17 protein-coding genes are annotated in these 18697 nt (G+C 60.4%); 9 read left to right on the top strand and 8 right to left on the bottom strand.

Annotation, left to right across the window (positions count from 1 at the left end):
* Nucleotides 1-45 precede the first annotated feature (45 nt).
* From ABNP46_RS02375 to ampD, 6 genes are all read right to left on the bottom strand, one after another.
* The gene (locus tag ABNP46_RS02375; protein ID WP_349922342.1) at nt 46-1002 is read right to left on the bottom strand and encodes a GGDEF domain-containing protein; all 957 of its coding nucleotides are present in this window, start codon (nt 1000-1002) and stop codon (nt 46-48) included.
* A 122-nt stretch (nt 1003-1124) separates the two neighbouring features.
* Nucleotides 1125-2552, bottom strand: coding sequence for a dihydrolipoyl dehydrogenase (gene lpdA, locus ABNP46_RS02370; protein WP_349920830.1), 1428 nt, complete (start codon nt 2550-2552; stop codon nt 1125-1127).
* A gap of 148 nt (nt 2553-2700) precedes the next feature.
* Nucleotides 2701-4605 carry a pyruvate dehydrogenase complex dihydrolipoyllysine-residue acetyltransferase gene (aceF, locus tag ABNP46_RS02365; RefSeq protein WP_349920829.1) on the bottom strand — a complete coding sequence of 635 codons (1905 nt, stop codon included), beginning with the start codon at nt 4603-4605 and terminating at the stop codon, nt 2701-2703.
* A 156-nt stretch (nt 4606-4761) separates the two neighbouring features.
* Complete coding sequence (aceE, locus tag ABNP46_RS02360) at nt 4762-7422, bottom strand: pyruvate dehydrogenase (acetyl-transferring), homodimeric type (protein WP_349920828.1); 2661 nt, start codon at nt 7420-7422, stop codon at nt 4762-4764.
* A 78-nt stretch (nt 7423-7500) separates the two neighbouring features.
* Complete coding sequence (pdhR, locus tag ABNP46_RS02355) at nt 7501-8265, bottom strand: pyruvate dehydrogenase complex transcriptional repressor PdhR (RefSeq protein WP_349920827.1); 765 nt, start codon at nt 8263-8265, stop codon at nt 7501-7503.
* A 272-nt stretch (nt 8266-8537) separates the two neighbouring features.
* On the bottom strand, nt 8538-9113 hold the full coding sequence (ampD, locus tag ABNP46_RS02350; RefSeq protein WP_349920826.1) for a 1,6-anhydro-N-acetylmuramyl-L-alanine amidase AmpD: 576 nt from the start codon (nt 9111-9113) through the stop codon (nt 8538-8540).
* Between the two features lie 136 nt (nt 9114-9249).
* Between ampD and ABNP46_RS02345 the strand changes: the two genes are divergently transcribed.
* The 9 genes from ABNP46_RS02345 (at nt 9250) to yacG (ending at nt 16980) form a co-directional block, all read left to right on the top strand.
* Complete coding sequence (locus tag ABNP46_RS02345; RefSeq protein WP_349920825.1) at nt 9250-9720, top strand: retropepsin-like aspartic protease family protein; 471 nt, start codon at nt 9250-9252, stop codon at nt 9718-9720.
* Nucleotides 9721-9723: 3 nt separating this feature from the next.
* Nucleotides 9724-10581, top strand: a complete 858-nt coding sequence (gene nadC / locus ABNP46_RS02340; RefSeq protein WP_349920824.1) for a carboxylating nicotinate-nucleotide diphosphorylase — start codon at nt 9724-9726, stop codon at nt 10579-10581.
* A gap of 317 nt (nt 10582-10898) precedes the next feature.
* Entirely contained in the window at nt 10899-11351 is a 453-nt protein-coding gene (locus ABNP46_RS02335; RefSeq protein WP_434476170.1) for a pilin, read from the top strand.
* A gap of 3 nt (nt 11352-11354) precedes the next feature.
* The gene (gene tapB / locus ABNP46_RS02330; RefSeq protein ID WP_349920823.1) at nt 11355-13061 is read left to right on the top strand and encodes a PilB family type IVa pilus assembly ATPase TapB; all 1707 of its coding nucleotides are present in this window, start codon (nt 11355-11357) and stop codon (nt 13059-13061) included.
* Between the two features lie 122 nt (nt 13062-13183).
* A complete protein-coding gene (locus ABNP46_RS02325; RefSeq protein WP_349920822.1) occupies nt 13184-14425 on the top strand; it encodes a type II secretion system F family protein in 1242 nt (413 codons plus the stop codon).
* An 82-nt stretch (nt 14426-14507) separates the two neighbouring features.
* Nucleotides 14508-15380, top strand: coding sequence for a prepilin peptidase (locus tag ABNP46_RS02320; RefSeq protein WP_349920821.1), 873 nt, complete (start codon nt 14508-14510; stop codon nt 15378-15380).
* Nucleotides 15381-15398: 18 nt separating this feature from the next.
* The gene (gene coaE / locus ABNP46_RS02315) at nt 15399-16013 is read left to right on the top strand and encodes a dephospho-CoA kinase (protein WP_349920820.1); all 615 of its coding nucleotides are present in this window, start codon (nt 15399-15401) and stop codon (nt 16011-16013) included.
* A 37-nt stretch (nt 16014-16050) separates the two neighbouring features.
* The gene (gene zapD, locus ABNP46_RS02310) at nt 16051-16773 is read left to right on the top strand and encodes a cell division protein ZapD (protein WP_349920819.1); all 723 of its coding nucleotides are present in this window, start codon (nt 16051-16053) and stop codon (nt 16771-16773) included.
* Nucleotides 16774-16785: 12 nt separating this feature from the next.
* Nucleotides 16786-16980 carry a DNA gyrase inhibitor YacG gene (gene yacG / locus ABNP46_RS02305; RefSeq protein WP_349920818.1) on the top strand — a complete coding sequence of 65 codons (195 nt, stop codon included), beginning with the start codon at nt 16786-16788 and terminating at the stop codon, nt 16978-16980.
* 82 nt (nt 16981-17062) lie between these two features.
* Here yacG and mutT read toward each other — a convergent pair whose 3' ends face one another.
* Nucleotides 17063-17470, bottom strand: a complete 408-nt coding sequence (gene mutT / locus ABNP46_RS02300) for an 8-oxo-dGTP diphosphatase MutT (protein WP_349920817.1) — start codon at nt 17468-17470, stop codon at nt 17063-17065.
* An 8-nt stretch (nt 17471-17478) separates the two neighbouring features.
* Nucleotides 17479-18663 (bottom strand): tetratricopeptide repeat protein, encoded by a 1185-nt coding sequence (locus ABNP46_RS02295; protein ID WP_349920816.1) that lies wholly within the window; start codon nt 18661-18663, stop codon nt 17479-17481.
* Nucleotides 18664-18697 lie beyond the last annotated feature (34 nt).

The raw sequence follows: 18697 nt of genomic DNA, 5'->3' as shown, positions 1-18697 counted from the left end.
TGCGTCCCCTTGTTGTTTGGCGGCAATCCAGAGGGCAGCGGCTCGTCAGCCCCCCTTCTTGCGGTCATACATCTGCTTGTCCGCCCGCTGCAACAGTGACTCGAGATCCGCCGGCTGGGCGGGATCATAATGGGCAACCCCGGTGGAACATTGCAGCCGGTAGGGCTTTCCAGCCTCCCGGTTGAACGTCGCCAGCGCCGCCTCGAAACGGGTCAATACCCGGGTCACCAGCTCGGGGCCTATGCCCGGCAGCAAGACCACGAACTCGTCCCCGCCGAGGCGGGCGAAGATATCCGCGTTGCGAAACACCCGGGAGAGCAGGAGCGCCATCTCGCGCAGGGCGTCGTCCCCCACCTCGTGCCCCAGGTTGTCGTTGATCTCCTTGAAACGATTGAGATCGAGAAACAAGAGGCTCGCCTCCCGTCCCTGTCGATGGGAGAGTTGCAGGCACTTCTGCCCCAGCATGATGAAGCCACGGCGATTGGTGATGCCGGTCAGCTCATCCAGAATAGCCAGCTGGATGGCGGCGAGTTCGTGCTCCACCATGCCGGCCAGATCGGTCAACAGCGACAGCTGACGCTCATCCAGCTGACGTGGCGTGCGATCGATGAGACAGAGGGTCCCCACCTTGTAGCCACCGGCGATATGCAGGGGACAACCGGCATAGAAACGGATATGGGGCGCCCCCAGCACCAGGGGGTTGTCGGCAAAACGCTCGTCCAGCGCCGCATCTTCCACGACGAAGACCCCCTCCCCCAGGATGGCATGACCACAGAAGGAGATATCCCGCTGGGTCTCCCGCGCCTCCAGGCCGCAACGGGACTTGAACCACTGCCGCTCCTCATCCACCAGGGAGATAAGCGAGATGGGCACCTCGAACATGTTGCGAGCCATTCGAGTAATGCGATCGAACCTCTCCTCGGCGGAAGTATCGAGAATGGCGAGGCGGCGCAGGCCATCAAGGCGTTGGCGTTCGTGTTCCGGGATGGGCGGGATCTGCATGGCGTTGTCGGTGGTTGATAGGCGAGGCCTCAGCATAGCAAATAGCCTCAAACAAATCTCTTTCAACCTTGAAAAACAAAAAAGCCGCTCCTGGGAGCGGCTCTTGTCGGGCAGGAAGAAGCTTATTTCTTCTTCTTGGCCTTGGCGTTCGGCAGGTCGGTGATGGAGCCTTCGAACACTTCGGCGGCCAGACCCACGGACTCGTGCAGAGTCGGGTGAGCGTGGATGGTCAGCGCGATGTCTTCGGCGTCGGCGCCCATCTCGATGGCCAGACCAATTTCACCCAGCAGTTCACCACCGTTGGTGCCCACGATGGCACCACCAATGACGCGGCCGCTCTCCTTGTCGAAGATCAGCTTGGTCATGCCGTCGGCGCAGTCGGAAGCGATGGCACGGCCGGAAGCAGCCCAGGGGAAGGTGGCGACTTCGAAGTTCAGGCCCTGTTGCTTGGCTTCCTTCTCGGTCAGACCGACCCAGGCCATCTCTGGCTCGGTGTAGGCAATGGACGGGATCACTTTCGGGTCGAAATAGTGCTTCTTGCCGGCGATGACTTCGGCCGCCACGTGGCCTTCGTGCACACCCTTGTGAGCCAGCATCGGCTGGCCGACGATGTCACCGATGGCGTGGATGTGAGCCACGTTGGTACGCAGCTGCTTGTCCACCTCGATGAAACCGCGCTCGGTCACGGTGACGCCAGCCTTCTCGGCATCCAGCATCTTGCCGTTCGGCACACGGCCCACGGCGACCAGCACGTTGTCGTAACGTACCGGCTCGGCCGGCGCGTGCTTGCCTTCGTAGGAGACGTACAGGCCGTCTTCACGGGCTTCAACGGCGGTGACCTTGGTCTCCAGCATGATGTTGAATTTCTTGGCAACGCGCTTGGTGTAGATCTTGACGATGTCTTTGTCCGCAGCCGGTACCAGCTGATCGGCAAACTCCACCACGTCGATCTCGGAACCCAGGGAGGAGTACACGGTACCCATCTCCAGGCCGATGATGCCGCCACCGATGACCAGCAGCTTGCCCGGTACGGTAGTCAGTTCCAGCGCATCGGTAGAGTCCCATACGCGCGGATCTTCATGGGGGATGAAGGGCAGCTTCACCGGGCGGGAACCCGCAGCGATGATGGCGTTGTCGAAGGTCACGGTCGTCTTGCCGTCGGCACCTTCCACTTCCAGGGTATTCGGGCCGGTGAACTTGCCGAAGCCGTTCACAACCTGCACCTTACGCATCTTGGCCATGCCGGCCAGACCGCCGGTCAGCTGGTTGATGACCTTCTCTTTCCACAGACGCACCTTGTCGATGTCGGTCTGCGGGGCACCAAAGACGATGCCGTGCTCGGCCAGCGCCTTGGCTTCTTCGATCACTTTGGCAACGTGCAGCAGCGCCTTGGACGGGATGCAGCCCACGTTCAGGCAGACGCCACCCAGGGTGGAGTAACGCTCGACGATAATGGTATCCAGACCCAGATCGGCGGCGCGGAAAGCAGCGGAATAACCGGCAGGGCCAGCACCCAGTACTACGACCTGGGTTTTGATTTCTTTACTCATCATGACCTCTTTGTCGTTCTTATATCCCCGGACAGCACAGTCTTATGCCAGACAAGGCGGCTGCAGCCGTGAAAAAAACGGGGCAAGTTTACAATCCTGTTAATGAAATGAGAAGCAGAAAGGGTGGGCTTTGGGCCCACCCTCTCACTTACAGGACCAGTCGACGAATGTCGGACAGCACACCACTCAGGGTGGTGATGAAGCGCGCACCGTCGGCACCGTCGATGACACGGTGGTCATAGCTCAGGGCCAGCGGCAACATCAGGCGCGGTTCAAACTCCTTGCCGTTCCACTTCGGTTTGAAGTCGGACTTGGAGACGCCCAGGATGGCCACTTCCGGCGCATTGACGATCGGGGTAAAGCTGGTACCACCGATGCCGCCAAGGCTGGAGATGGTGAAGCAACCACCCTGCATGTCGGCGGCGGTCAGCTTGCCGGCACGCGCCTTCTTGGAGATCTCCGCCAGATCGCGGGACAACTCGAAGATACCCTTCTTGTTGACGTCGCGAACCACCGGCACCACCAGGCCCCCCGGAGTGTCTACCGCCACACCGATGTGGATGTACTTCTTCATGATGAGCTTGGTGCCGTCTTCGGACAGGGCGCTGCAGAAGCGTGGATGCGCTTCCAGGGCCTTGGCGGCAGCCTTCAGGATGAACACCAGCGGGGTGATCTTCACGTCCAGCTTCTGCTTCTCGGCCAGGATGTTCTGCTCTTTGCGGAACGCTTCCAGCTCGGTGGTATCGGCTTCGTCGAACTGGGTGACGTGCGGGATCATGGCCCAGTTGCGATGCAGGGCAGGACCGGAGATCTTCTGGATCCGGGTCAGTTCCAGCTCTTCGACCGGACCGAACTTGCTGAAGTCCACCTTCGGCCACGGCAGAACGCTCATGCCGTTGCCAGTGCCTTGACCTGCAGCCGGTGCGGACTCGGCGCGCTTGACCGCATCCTTCACATAGGCCTGCACGTCTTCTTTGACGATGCGACCCTTGCGACCGGAGGCTTTCACCTTGGCCAGGTTGACGCCGAACTCACGGGCCAGACGGCGCACGGCCGGAGAGGCGTGGACGTAGGCATCGTTGGCAACGAAGTCAGAAGCGGCAGCAGGCGCGGCGGCCTGGGCAACCGGGGCAGCAGCCACAGGAGCGGCGGCAGCCGGTGCAGGAGCGGCAGCCTGGGCAACCGGCGCGGCAGCAGCAGGAGCGGCGCCAGCCACTTCGAATACCATGATCAGGGAACCGGTGGAGACCTTGTCACCCGCCTTCACCTTGATCTCTTTGACCACACCGGCGAACGGCGCAGGCACTTCCATGGAAGCCTTGTCACCTTCCACGGCGATCAGGGACTGGTCGGCTTCGACCTTGTCACCCACGGCGACCATGATCTCGGTGACTTCCACTTCGTCACCACCGATGTCCGGTACGTTGACCTCTTTGGCGGCGGCAACGGCAGGGGCAGCAGCCACGGGGGCGGCGGCCTGAACCGGTGCAGCGACGGCGGCAGGCGCGGCGCCAGCCACTTCGAATACCATCACCAGGGAACCGGTGGAGACCTTGGCGCCAGCGGCAACCTTGATCTCGACCACGCGGCCCGCGAACGGTGCCGGCACTTCCATGGAGGCCTTGTCACCTTCCACGGCGATGATGGACTGGTCGGCTTCGACCATGTCGCCCACGGCGACCATGATTTCAGTCACGTCCACTTCGTCGTCACCGATGTCCGGCACGTGCACGTCTTTGCGGGCAGCGGCAGCGGGTGCAGCGGCCGGGGCGGCGGCCGCAACCGGGGCAGCAGCCGGAGCCGGGGCAGCCGCGGCGGCGCCTTCGGCTTCGAAGATCATGATCTGGGAACCGGTGGCAACCTTGTCGCCCACCTTGATCAGGATCTCTTTGACGATACCGGCGGCAGGGGCCGGTACTTCCATGGAGGCTTTGTCACCTTCCACGGCGATCAGGGACTGGTCCAGTTCGACCTTGTCACCCACGGCGACCATGATTTCGGTCACTTCCACTTCATCGGCACCGATATCCGGCACCATAATCTGTTTGGACATTGTGCTTTATCCTCTTACGCGTCTGTCGCGTTAACCTATGCAAGGGCCCATTTGGCCTATAAACCACTACCAAACCGGGTAATTGCCATTGCTTCTACTGTCACCAAAACTGGCAAGAAGCCGCCCGGCGCAATGCCGGACGGCTCCTCCGTTCTCTTAGGCGTGCAGCGGGTTAACCTTGTCGGCATCGATGCCGTATTTCTTGATCGCGTCGGCCACGACCTGCTTGTCGATCTCGCCACGCTTGGCCAGTTCGGTCAGGGCAGCCACCACTACGTAGAACTCGTTCACTTCGAAGTGACGACGCAGGTTGGCACGGCTGTCGGAACGACCGTAACCATCGGTACCCAGTACACGGTAGTTCTCGGTCGGTACGAAGGCACGCACCTGATCGGCGAAGGACTTCATGTAGTCGGTCGCGGCGATGGTGGCGTCGGTGCCCAGCACCTGTGCGATGTAAGGTACACGCGCTTCGGCAGTCGGGTGCAGCATGTTCCAGCGATCCGCGTCCTGACCGTCACGGGCCAGTTCGTTGAAGGAGGTGACGCTGAACACGTCGGAACCCACGCCGTACTCGGTGGCCAGGATCTGGGCGGCGGTGCGCACGTGACCCAGGATGGAGCCACAACCCAGCAGCTGTACCTTGGCCTTGTTGCCGGCCACGGTTTCCAGCTTGTAGATACCCTTGCGGATGCCTTCCTCGGCGCCTTCCGGCATGGCCGGCATGGCATAGTTCTCGTTCAGGGTGGTGATGTAGTAGAAGACGTTCTCCGGCTTCTCACCGTACATGCGACGCAGACCGTCCTGCATGATCACTGCGACTTCATAGGCGTAGGACGGATCGTAGGAGATGCAGTTCGGGATGGTACCGGCCAGGATGTGGCTGTGACCATCTTCGTGCTGCAGACCTTCGCCGTTCAGGGTAGTACGACCGGAGGTCGCGCCCAGCAGGAAGCCACGGGCTTGCTGGTCACCGGCTGCCCACGCCATGTCGCCGATCCGCTGGAAGCCGAACATGGAGTAGTAGATGTAGAACGGGATCATCGGGCAGTCGTTGGTGCTGTAAGAGGTCGCAGCAGCCAGCCAGGAGGACATGGCGCCCAGCTCGTTGATGCCGTCTTGCAGAACCTGACCCTGCTTGTCTTCCTTGTAGTAGGAGACGATGTCACGGTCTTGCGGGGTGTACTGCTGACCATGCGGGCTGTAGATGCCGATCTGGCGGAACAGACCTTCCATCCCGAAGGTACGGGCTTCGTCAGCCAGGATCGGAACGATACGCTTGCCGATGGACTTGTCTTTGAGCAGCACGTTCAGGGAACGCACGAACGCCATGGTGGTGGAGATCTCGCGCGCCTGTTCACCCAGCAGCGGGCCGAAAGCGTCCAGTGCAGGGATGTCCAGCTTGGTGGTGCTCTCGCGCAGACGGGTCGGTACGTAGCCCTTCAGGGCGGTGCGACGGGCGTGCAGGTACTTGTGCTCTTCGGTACCCTCTTCGATCTTCAGGTACGGCAGCTTTTCCAGTTGCTCGTCGGTGACCGGCAGGTTGAAGCGATCACGCAGGTGACGAACGGAGCCCAGATCCATCTTCTTGACCTGGTGAGCGATGTTCTTGCCTTCGGCCGCTTCGCCCATGCCATAGCCCTTGATGGTCTTGGCCAGGATGACGGTCGGCTTGCCCTTGGTCGCTGCGGCCTTGGAGAAGGCGGCGAACAGTTTACGGGGGTCGTGACCACCGCGGTTCAGGGCGAAGATCTCCTCGTCAGTCATGTCTTTGACCAGCGCGGCGGTTTCCGGGTAACGGTTGAAGAAGTGCTCACGGACGTAAGCGCCATCGCGGGACTTCATGGTCTGATAGTCGCCGTCCACGGTCTCGTTCATCAGCTGGATCAGCTTGCCGGACGTGTCTTTCTTCAGCAGCTCATCCCACTTGCGACCCCAGATGACCTTGGTGACATCCCAGCCAGCGCCGGAGAACAGGCCTTCCAGCTCGTTGATGACCTTGCCGTTACCGACAACAGGGCCGTCCAGACGCTGCAGGTTGCAGTTGACCACGAATACCAGGTTGTCGAGCTTTTCGCGCACGGCAACGGTCAGGGCACCCTTGGCTTCCGGCTCGTCCATCTCACCGTCACCCAGGAAGGCGTAAACGGTCTGCTCGGAGCAATCCTTGATGCCACGGTCGGTCAGGTACTTCAGGAAGCGAGCCTGATAGATGGCGGCGATGGGGCCCAGACCCATGGAAACGGTCGGGAACTGCCAGAAGTCCGGCATCAGTTTCGGGTGCGGATAGGAAGGGATACCCTTGCCGTCCACTTCCTGACGGAAGTTGTCCAGCTGCTCTTCGGTCAGACGACCTTCGGCAAATGCACGGGCGTAGATGCCCGGGGAGATGTGACCCTGGAAGTAGACCAGATCGCCACCGTCCTTCTCGCTGCGAGCGCGGAAGAAGTGGTTGTAGCAGACTTCGTAGATGGTCGCGGAAGAGGCGAAGGAAGACATGTGACCACCGAGGTCCAGGTCTTTCTTGGAGGCACGCAGCACGATCATCATGGCATTCCAGCGGATGATGGCGCGGATGCGGCGTTCCATCTCCAGGTCGCCCGGGTAAGCCGGTTCGTCGCTGGCAGGAATGGTGTTGATGTAGTCGCGATTTGCCTTTTCAGCCACGTCCACACCGCTGATGCGGGCTTTCTCGGCCAGTTGTTCAAGGATGAACTGAGCGCGTTGCGGACCCTCTTCACGCAGCAGGGATTCCAGAGAGGCAAGCCACTCCAGCGTTTCTATCGGGTCCACATCGTTCTTCAGGATATCAGACATGGCTGGTTCCTATTTGTTGTGATTGCACGGCATTGCACGGCGAAGAGCGCAAGCATTCGACAATAAAGCCTTGTGGGATTAGTTTTCCTGCTGACGGATCCGACGCATGGATCGCTGGATCCGGCTGTCTTCCCTCTGCATATCCAACAAGGTGTCCTCGATAAAGGCCAGGTGCTCATGACAAGCAGCCCTGGCCCGCTCCGGAGCCCCCGACAGGATAGCCTCGATCAGTGACGCACGATGGCGACGGATCTTGGCGACCACTCCCGGACGGCGATTCAAAATCTCATTATTTCGTAAAATGTTCTGTTCGAGCATGGGGCCCATGGCCCGCAACAGGTGCAGCAGCACCACGTTGTGGGAGGCCTCGGCCACCGCCAGATAGAACTGGGTAACGGCAGCTGATTCAGCCACCAGCGACCCTTGCTGGCCCGCATCGATGATGGCGGCTTGCGCCAGGCGAATGCGTTCGAAATCGGCATCAGTTCCCCGCAACGCAGCATAGTAGGCACAGATGCCTTCCAGTGCGTGACGAAACTCCAGCAGGTCGTACTGGGCTTCCGGGTGCGTGCTGAGCAACTCGAACAGGGGATCGGCGATCCCCTTGCTCAAGGCATTCTGCACATAGGTGCCGCCCCCCTGGCGCCGATACAAGAGCCCTCTCGCTTCCAAACGCTGGATGGCTTCGCGCAGCGATGGGCGCGAAACCTGAAACTGGATGGCGAGTTCACGCTCGGGTGGCAATTTTTGCCCCGGCTGCAAACTGCCTTCCAGAATCATGCTTTCCAGCTCGGCGACGATGGCGTCGGCCAGTTTGGGCTGAGTAATCTTGATATAGGGCATGAGGCTACTTTGTTAAATTGGTATTACCAATTCTATGAATGGGGCGAAAATTAGCAGAGGGCTTGGGAAAAGTCCACCCGAAATATGATCTGCATCAAGATCTAAAGGCACCACTTTAGGGGTAAAGAAGAGGAATTATGACCTAGCTCAAAGAAAATGGTCAGACCAATATTTTCGGGGGGACTTGCAGATAACATTTAACCAACAGCATGAAAAATGGCTCACCTTGGTGGCAAGCCATTGATTTTAAAAACACAAACTAATGTTGCAAATCACTGTTCAAAATTGAGAAGTGACTTGTAACGATCCCATTCGAAACTCTCACCGGGATCGCTCTTGCGCCCTGGCGCGATGTCGCAATGACCCACGATCCGTTCAGCGGTAATTGACGGATAGTGCCGTGATATGGCCCTACTGAGTCCTGCCAGCACCTCGTACTGGGCATCGCTATAGGGAGCCTCGTCCGTCCCTTCCAGCTCGATGCCGATGGAAAAATCGTTGCAGGCCTCCCTCCCCTCCCAGCTCGACACCCCGGCGTGCCAGGCACGCGCACCAAACGGCACATACTGCACCAACTCGCCGTCACGCCGGATCAGGCAGTGGGCGGAGACCTTCAACTGATGGATATCGGCAAAATAGGGGTGAGCATCGGGATCCAGCTGGCCGAGGAAGAGATCGTCGATCCAGGGGCCCCCAAACTGCCCGGGGGGTAGGCTGATGCCATGCACCACCAGCAGGGAGATGTCATCCGGGCTGGCCCGCTCGTTGTGATGGGGTGAGGGCACCCGACGGGCCTGCTCGCACCAACCGTCGGCATCGATAGAGAAAAGGGCTTTGGGCTGCGTCATCGTCGGCTCATTCTGACTGAGAAAAGAGATCCCATGGCAACCCGCTCCCGTCGCCTGAAACGAGAAACAAGCCTCTGAATCCATGGATGAAATTGTGTTAGGCTCAGGCATCAACTCGCGCGATACCGGATCCTATATGCACCCGATGGCACGCCGGCTCTGGCTGCTGGCCTGGCTCTCCCTGCTGGGATTGCTGACCCTCTACTTCTACTCCAGCGCCAAGCCCACGGTGACCGCCAGCGGAGACCTGCTGCTCAAGGCCGATGCCAGCGGCCATTATCGTCTGGAGGGTGCCATCAACGGTCAGCCGGTGCAACTGCTGCTGGACACCGGTGCCACCCTGGTGACGATCCCGAGCCAGGTGGCCGAGCGCCTCGGCCTCATTCCCACCGGGCACAGCCGGGTCAAGACGGCCGCCGGTGAGATCCAGGTCCAGACTAGCCGGATCGAAAGCCTGGCGATGGGGCCGCTGACCTTGTACGATCTGACCGTCTTTATCAATCCGGCCACCGACGGGGAAGAGATCCTGGTGGGCATGAATGCCCTCGGCCGGCTGGAATTACGCCAAAAGGAGAGGCAGTTGCTTCTCAGACCCCTGCAGGAATAAGGCATGCTACAACAGGACATCAGCCGCGCCGTGCGCGCCGCGCTACTCGAAGACTTGGGCGATGCCCTCACCGCACTGGATCAACCGGATGCCAGCGCCGATATCACGGCCCAGCTGATCCCGACCGATCGCCTCTCCACCGCCCGGGTCATCACCCGTGAAGCCGGTGTCTTCTGCGGCCAGCCCTGGGTTGACGAGGTATTTGCCCAGCTCGGCGGCGAGGTCAGGGTGGAGTGGCTGGTGCAGGATGGCGAGAAGCTCTCCCCCAATCAGGAGCTGTTCCGCCTCCATGGCCCCGCCCGGATACTGCTGACCGGCGAGCGCAATGCGCTGAACTTCGTGCAGACCCTGAGTGGCGTCGCCACCCTCACCGCCCGCTATGTGGCCGAGCTGGAAGGCACCGATTGCCGCCTGCTCGATACCCGCAAGACGCTGCCGGGCCTGCGCAGTGCACAGAAATATGCCGTCACCTGCGGCGGTGGCAAGAACCATCGCATCGGGCTGTTCGATGCCTATCTCATCAAGGAGAACCACATCCTGGCCTGCGGGGGTATTCAGGAAGCCATCGCCCAGGCGCGTCACCTCAACCCGGGCAAACCGGTCGAAGTGGAGGTCGAATCGCTGGCCGAACTGGAGCTGGCTCTGGCGGCCCTGGCCGACATCGTGATGCTGGACAACTTCGACATCCCCATGATGAAAGCAGCGGTGACCCTGAACCAGGGCCGCGCCAAACTGGAGGTGTCCGGCAACGTCACTCTGGAGACCCTGGCCAGCTATGCCGCCACCGGCGTCGATTTCATCTCGGTCGGCGCCCTGACCAAGCATGTGAGAGCACTGGATCTCTCGATGCGCTTTGTCTGATCTCACCGGCAAAAACGCCATCTGACTGTACTGCCAGATATTACAGGACTCGAAACTTGCAAAAGGCGCCACAGGCGCCTTTTCTTTATGCAGGATCCCACGACATAAGGAGTGTGACATGGGCCCCCCCTGCCATTGAAAGAGTCATTAGAGGCTTTTTAATCTTTGATTTTTCTATATTTTTCACTAAACAGCAGGAAAATGGTTAACAAGGTGACAACCTCTGTTGCCAACTTTAAGCGCTCGGATAAGATACTGGCGTGTGGACAGAATTCCACCGGCACTTCTCAGGAACCATGGAAAAAAGGATATTTGACATGAACAGAGACATGAAGAAACAGTCGGGCTTCACCCTTATTGAATTGATGATAGTGGTCGCGATCGTCGCCATCCTGGCCGCTATCGCCCTGCCGGCGTATCAGACCTATACCAAGAAGGCGAAGTTCTCCGAAGTAGTCTCAGCAACAGGTGCTTTTAAAACTGCTGTCGAAGTATGTGCGCAAAGAGATGGGAGCTTAGCTAGCTGCTTCACTGCAGGTTCCAACGGTATCCCGGCAGCAGTTAGTGGATCATCCTCTGCAGATAGCTATGTCTCTGCCGTGAGTATTGGTGGTAGCAGTGCGGCTGTAAATATTACAGCTACGGGTAAAACCTCTACCTTTGCCTCCACAGAGAATACCTATATTCTGCAAGGAAGCTTCAACAATGGCCAAGTTATCTGGGCCCAAGCCGCTAGCGGCAGTACCTGCACCAGCACCGGTATTTGCTAACGCATGACCTCTAGCCCCAATAGCGGCCTGGCCACCAGCCTGGCCGCTTCTTCCCTCCTCAGTGAGCCAGACTCACAACGCTATCTGAGCCAGGCCAGGGCGCAGCGCAAACCCTTTGTGACCTTCCTGATTGAAAACGATATCCTCGACAGCAAGGCCCTCGCCGATTTCTGTGAACTGGAATATGGGGTACCTCTGCTGGATCTTGCCGCCTTCGACTTGGCCGAGATCCCGCAGAAATACCTCAATCAGAAGCTGATTGAGAAGCACCATGTGCTGCCCATCTACACCCAGGGCCACACCCTCTATATCGCCATGTCGGATCCGACCAATGTGTCGGCGCTGGAGGATTTCGGATTCAGCTTCGGGCTGCACACCGAGGCCCTGCTGGTCGAAGAGAGCAAGCTGACCACCGCCATCGCCAAGCTGATGGAGAGTGAGCAGGATGCCCTCGGCATGGATCATATCGATGAGGCCGAGATCTCCGAGCTCGAAGTCACCGATGAGAGCTCGCGGCTCGACGAGAGCGTCAACACCGCGGATGACGATGCCCCCATCGTCAAGTACATCAACAAGATCATGATGGATGCCATCAAGCGTGGCGCCTCGGATCTGCACTTCGAACCCTACGAAACCAAGTACCGGATCCGCTTTCGCATCGACGGCATACTGCACGAGATTGCCACCCCGCCGGTCAATCTGGCCAATCGCTTCGCCGCCCGCCTCAAGGTGATGGCGAGGCTCGATATCGCCGAGCGGCGGCTGCCCCAGGATGGCCGGATCAAGCTGAAACTGTCCCGCAGCAAGTCCATGGACATGCGGGTCAACACCCTGCCGACCATGTGGGGCGAGAAGATCGTCATCCGCTTGCTGGACTCGTCGGCGGCGCGCCTCAACATCGATCAACTCGGTTTCGACGACAGACAGAAAGCCCAATACCTGAACGCCCTCTCCAAGCCCCAGGGTATGATCCTGGTGACCGGCCCCACCGGCTCGGGCAAGACGGTCTCCCTCTATACTGGCCTCAACATTCTCAACACGCTGGAGGTCAATATCTCCACCGCCGAGGATCCGGTGGAGATCAACCTGCCGGGGGTCAATCAGGTGCAGATCAATCCCAAGGCGGGTCTCACCTTCGCCAGCGCTCTGCGCTCCTTCCTGCGCCAGGATCCTGACATCGTCATGGTGGGGGAGATCCGGGATCTGGAAACCGCCGAGATAGCCATCAAGGCCTCCCAGACCGGCCACCTGGTGCTCTCGACCCTGCACACCAACTCGGCGGCCGAGACGCTGACCCGGATGATGAACATGGGGGTGCCCGCCTTCAATATCGCCTCCTCGGTGACCCTCATCATGGCCCAACGCCTGGCTCGCAAGCTGTGTGAACACTGCAAGGCGCCAGAGGTGATCCCCGAGAACGAGCTGCTGGAGCTCGGTTTCAGCCAACAACAGTTGATCGCGGGGCTGCGGTTGTTCAAACCCGTGGGCTGCAAGGAGTGTTCGGGGGGTTACAGAGGGCGGGTCGGCATCTATGAGATCATGCTGATGTCCGACAATATCGCCAGGCTCATCATGCAGGGGGCCAACTCCTTGCAGATTGCCGCCATTGCCCAGAAAGAGGGGATGCGCAATCTGAGAACCTCGGGCCTTGAGAAGGCGCGGTTGGGCGTCACCAGCCTGGCTGAAATAAACAGAATAACCACAAACTAGCGTGGCGTTTTAAAACCACTTATTTCAAGAATCATGAGCTGGTCAGAATTAAAATCTGACAGCACGATACGCCGGACAGAGGATCCGCTCCGGCTACCGCCGCCCAATTGCAGGATGCAGTGATGGCCACATTAGCGCAAAGACAGAACACCCCGAAAAAAGTCTTCTCCTTCCGCTGGCACGGGGTCAATCGCAAGGGGCTGAAAGTCTCTGGCGAATTGCAGGCCGACAGCATCAACACCGTCAAAATCGAGCTGCGCAAGCAGGGCGTCAACGTCACCAAGGTCAGCAAGCAGAGTCAGGGGTTGTTTTCCAAGGGCGGCGCCAAGATCAAGCCCATGGACATCGCCGTCATCTCCCGCCAGATCACCACCATGCTTTCCGCCGGCGTGCCCCTGGTGCAGAGTCTGCAGATCATCGCTCGCGGCCATGAAAAAGCCGCCGTGCGCGAACTGATAGGCCAGATTGCCGCCGATGTGGAGACCGGTACCCCCATGTCCGAGGCGCTGCGTCGCCATCCTCGTCACTTCGATGATCTCTATTGCGATCTGGTGGAAGCGGGGGAGCACTCCGGCGCGCTGGAGACCATCTACGACCGGATCGCCACCTACCGGGAGAAGAGCGAAGCACTCAAGTCCAAGATCAAGAAGGCGATGTTCTACCCGACCATGGTCATCCTGGTGGCCATCGTAGTGACCTCCATCCTGCTGCTGTTCGTCATTCCCCAGTTCGAAGACATCTTCAAGAGCTTCGGGGCCGAGCTCCCCGCCTTCACCCGTTTCGTCATCGCCATCTCCCGCTTCATGCAGGATTGGTGGTATTTGATCTTCGGCGGCATCGGCCTCGCCATCTTCTTGTACGTGCGGGCCTGGCGCAGCTCCCAGAAGGTGCGCGACAACACGGACAAATTCGTGCTCAGCATCCCCATCGTGGGATCCATCCTGCACAAGGCGGCCATGGCGCGCTTCGCCCGCACGCTCTCCACCACCTTCTCCGCCGGTATCCCCCTGGTGGATGCCCTGGTCTCCTCTGCCGGCGCCTCCGGCAACTATGTCTATCGCACCGCCATCATGGCTATTCGCAACGAAGTGGTGGCGGGCATGCAGATCAACGTCGCCATGCGCACCGTCGACCTCTTCCCCGACATGGTGATCCAGATGGTGATGATCGGTGAGGAGTCCGGCGCCATCGATGACATGCTCTCCAAGGTGGCGACCATCTTCGAGCAGGAGGTGGATGACATGGTCGACGGTCTCACCAGTCTGCTCGAACCCCTCATCATGGTGGTGCTCGGGGTGCTGGTCGGCGGCATGGTGGTCGCCATGTATCTGCCCATCTTCAAACTGGGCTCTGTGATACACTAGCCCCTGCGCGCGAGTGACCGGCCGGAGCGCGGCTAGTCAGGCCCGGTCATTCGCAGCCCCTTTCCAACAAACGCGGTTGATTATGGCCTCTCTCATCGAACTGGCTCAGGCGCTGCCCTGGCTCTATTTTTCCCTGATCTTCCTCTTTTCCCTGATGATCGGCAGCTTCCTCAATGTGGTCATCCATCGCCTGCCCATCATGCTGGAGCGCGACTGGCAGGCCGAATACCGCAGCTACTTCGACAGCGAACCCGCAGCAGCTTCTGTTCCCCCCTACAACCTGATGGTGCCACGCTCCTGCTGCCCTCATTGCGGTCATGCCATCACGGCCATCGAGAACATTCCCCTGCTGAGCTGGCTCTGGCTCAAGGGGCGCTGCCGCAGCTGTCAGGCGCCGATCTCGGTGCGTTATCCCCTGGTCGAACTGCTGACGGCCCTGTTGTCCGTGGTGGTTGCGGCGACCCTCACTCCGGGCTGGGGCACCCTGGCCGCCCTGGTGCTGACCTGGACCCTGATTGCACTCACCTTCATCGATCTGGACAAGATGCTGCTGCCGGATCAGCTCACCCTGCCGCTCTTGTGGGCCGGCCTGCTGTTCAACCTGCTGGGGGGATTCGTCTCGCTGGGAGACGCGGTGGTGGGCGCCATGGTGGGCTACCTGGTGCTCTGGAGCCTCTACTGGGCCTTCAAGCTGCTCACCGGCAAGGAGGGCATGGGGTATGGCGACTTCAAGCTGCTGGCAGCCCTCGGCGCCTGGCTCGGCTGGCAAGCCTTGCCCATCGTGCTGCTGCTCTCCTCCCTGGTCGGTGCCATCATCGGCATCGGGCTCATCGCGCTGCGCAAACACCATCAGGCCAATCCCATCCCCTTTGGCCCCTATCTCGCCATCGCGAGCTGGGCAGCGCTGCTGTGGGGAGATAGCATCACCCGCTGGTACCTGGACTGGGTGCTCTGACGAAACGAGGTTAAAGCAATGTATGTGGTAGCGATTACCGGCGGCATTGGCAGCGGCAAGACCACTGTCGCCAACCAGTTTGCAGCGCTCGGCATCGATGTGATCGACGCCGATGTGATTGCCCGTGACGTCGTGAAGCCCGGCACCCCGGCGCTGGCGGCCATCGCCGAGCATTTTGGCGCCGCTATGCTAGGGGAAGACGGGACGCTGGACAGACGCGCCTTGCGTGACCGCATCTTCAACCACACAGAAGAGAAGCAGTGGTTGAACGCACTGCTTCACCCGCTCATTCGCAGCGAGATGTTGCGCCAGTGCGCCGCTGCCAGTTCCCCCTACTGCCTGCTGGTGGTGCCTCTGCTGGTCGAAAACAAGCTCACCAGCCTCGCCAACCGGGTGCTAGTGATCGACGTGGATGAAGAGACCCAGATAGTGCGTACCTGTCGCCGGGATGGCGTCAGCCGGGAACAGGCGCAGGCCATACTGGCGGCTCAGGCCAGCCGGGCAGAGCGCCTCGCGGCAGCAGATGACGTGCTGGACAACCAGAATGGGTCGAGTGAGACCATTTCTGCGCGGATTTTCGCGCTGCACCAAACATATCTGGTGTTTGCCTCTCAACAAGCCCACCAACACTGAGTACACTAGGCCGGTTTATGGCTGGCCAGGATTAGGCATGATTTACGACTTCCCCCTCAATGAAAAAAGCCGGACCTATCTTCGTCTGGAGTCCCTGTTTTCCCAGATCCGCGACAATCTGGAGAGTGACCAGCCTTGGGCACACATCGCCTTCTTCAAGGGGTTGTTCGATCTGCAGGAGTTGCTGGAGCGCGGTGATCTGCGCGCCGATCTCATCAAGGATCTGGAACGTCTCGGCCAGCGGCTGAGCCACTGGGCCAGCCTGCCGGATGTGGACCTCGAGCAAGTCCAGCGGATGCAGCAGGAGAGCACCCAGCTCTCCCGCAGCCTGCTGCACTCCCCTCGCCCCGGCGCCCGTCTGAAGGAAGATCGCCTGCTCGGCTCCATCCGCCAGCGCTTCTCCATTCCCGGCGGCCTGTGCGCCTTCGACGTGCCCCAGTTGCATCACTGGCTGGCGACCCCCGCCGTCACCCGCCACCAGCAGATGCAGCAATGGCTCAGCGACATCAACCTGTTGATGAACGCCATCACGCTCTTGCTGCGCCTGTGGCGGGAATCCGGCAACTTCAGCGATCAGGTCGCCACCAACGGCTTCTTCCAGGACACCGCTGAGGGCGCCGAGCTCATCCGCATCCGTCTGCCAGGCGGCCAGCCCGCCTACCCGACCCTGAGCGGCCACAAGAACCGCTTCGCCCTGCGCTTCCTGCCCACCGCCGAGCAACAGATAGGCGACGTGCCTTTCCAGCTCGCCTGCTGCTGAGGAGAAAACGACATGGTCACCAAGGTAAAATGCCCCACCTGCCAGGGCGAGGTTGAATGGACTCCCGAGAGCCTGTTTCGCCCCTTCTGCAGCAAGCGTTGCCAGCTGATCGACCTCGGTGAATGGGCCGATGAAGAGAAACGCATTCCCGGCGAGATCGATCCCGAGCTGTTGCCCTACCCCGAGGAAGGGGAGCAGTGGCAATAAGCCAGAGATGAAAAAGGGCCCGATGGGCCCTTTTTCATGATGTTGACGGTGGCCCCCCTGCCGGGCTGCACACCCTCATGCTTTATTGAGCGAGCTGTTGCTGCAACCGGGCAACGATAGGGCCGTTGGCATCGGGGAACTGGTACTCATGCAGGGCGGCCAGCGGCACCCAGCGGCACTCCTGCCCCTCCTTGCCGAACGGTTCTCCATGGAAGCGGGTCACCTTCCAGATATCCAGCAGCACCTGCTTGTCCGGATAGTCGTGATGCAGCTCCATGAAAGGGCTGCAGTCCTGCACCCGGATGCCAATCTCTTCCCACAGCTCCCTGTCCAGCGCGGTGAGCAGGTCTTCCCCTGATTCGACCTTGCCCCCCGGGAACTCCCAGCGATCGCCCTGGTGGCGGTCTGAGGAGCGTTTGGCGAGGAAGATATCCCCCTTCTCATTTTCGATGACGCCGACCGCCACCCAGATCCGTTTCTTCGCTTCCATTTTCGTCCTCAACGTAAAGATGACAATCTGGCCATCCAGGGTGTCAGGCGGCTGGCCTGCCGTGCCCCCTGGGCCATGAAGATATCCTGCCCCACGTGCTCGTTGCCCGCGGGTGAAGGCAAGGGCCAGGGCTCGGCTCCTTGCGGCGTGAAGCAGCGATCGTGGATCAGGCTGCTCACGCGCAGACAGGGCCACACACAGTCGCGCAGGAACCACTGATCGATGTTCGGCGTCTCCATGTTGCCCGACTGGTAAGTCGCGAGCATCGGCGCCAGAGAGGGCAGCACGCCGGCCACCCCGCCCCACATGCCCGCCAGCACCAGATCGGTGTGGCTCCACCAGTCACGCATGATATGGAACCAGTGCCCCGATGCAAGCCAGGCATCGACCGCTACGCGCTCCCTGGCATTCAGCACGGAGTCCGCATCACGGATGAGAAAACGCCCGACCCCGGGATCGTTGGCCACCTGGAAGCGCCAGCAGAGCCGCTCGCGCAGAGACTGGCCGGCGGGCTGCATCATCACCTCGGCACCGTGTTCTCGCAGACAATCCAGCAGCTCCGCCGGCACGCTCTCATCCACATAGAAGCGCACCCGCCAGCCCGGATAGAGGTAGGCAGCCGCTAGCACGTTGTCGAGCGCGCCCCTCAGATAGCGGGGCGCCTTGCCCCACAGCGAAAAGGCGATGACGCTCTGTCGCTCTCCCTGCGATGCCAGCCAGGCATCCGGGCCCATGGCGGGGAGAGACCAGCCCGCAGGCAAGGGACCTCTCGCCTCGTCTTTCAGCGTCAGCGCCTGGGTGCCCGCCACGGCCGCCTCGTCGTGACGGCCGAGCTTGGCGAGGCAGCTACAGAGCCCATCCTGCGCCAGATAATCCCCCGGCTCACGCTTTGCCAGCAGCTCAAGATGCACCAGAGCCCGCTCATACTGGTTGGCTCGGGAGAGGCAGACGCAGAGATTGCGCAGCACCTCGATGTCATCGGGGGCGCTCTTGTGAGCCTGCTCCAGCACCTGGGCAGCGGATGCGGGATCGCCGCACAGGAAGAGGTAGTAGGCAAACTGCAACTGCAGGGGGACGGGTTTGCTCTGCTGTGCATTGAGCCGTACCAGCACCTGTTGCACCGCCTGTTGGCGATCTCCTTGCGACCAGCTGGCATGAGCCGCTTTGCACCAGCCCGTTGGAACCTTGCTCATCATCCCTCTCCTTGTGCTGTCCCCTGAAATGAAT

It is taken from the genome of Aeromonas veronii, assembly GCF_040215105.1.
Classification (GTDB): Bacteria; Pseudomonadota; Gammaproteobacteria; order Enterobacterales; family Aeromonadaceae; genus Aeromonas; species Aeromonas veronii_G.
Note: the sequence above shows the minus strand (reverse complement) of the source record. Positions and strands in the feature narration are given on the sequence as shown.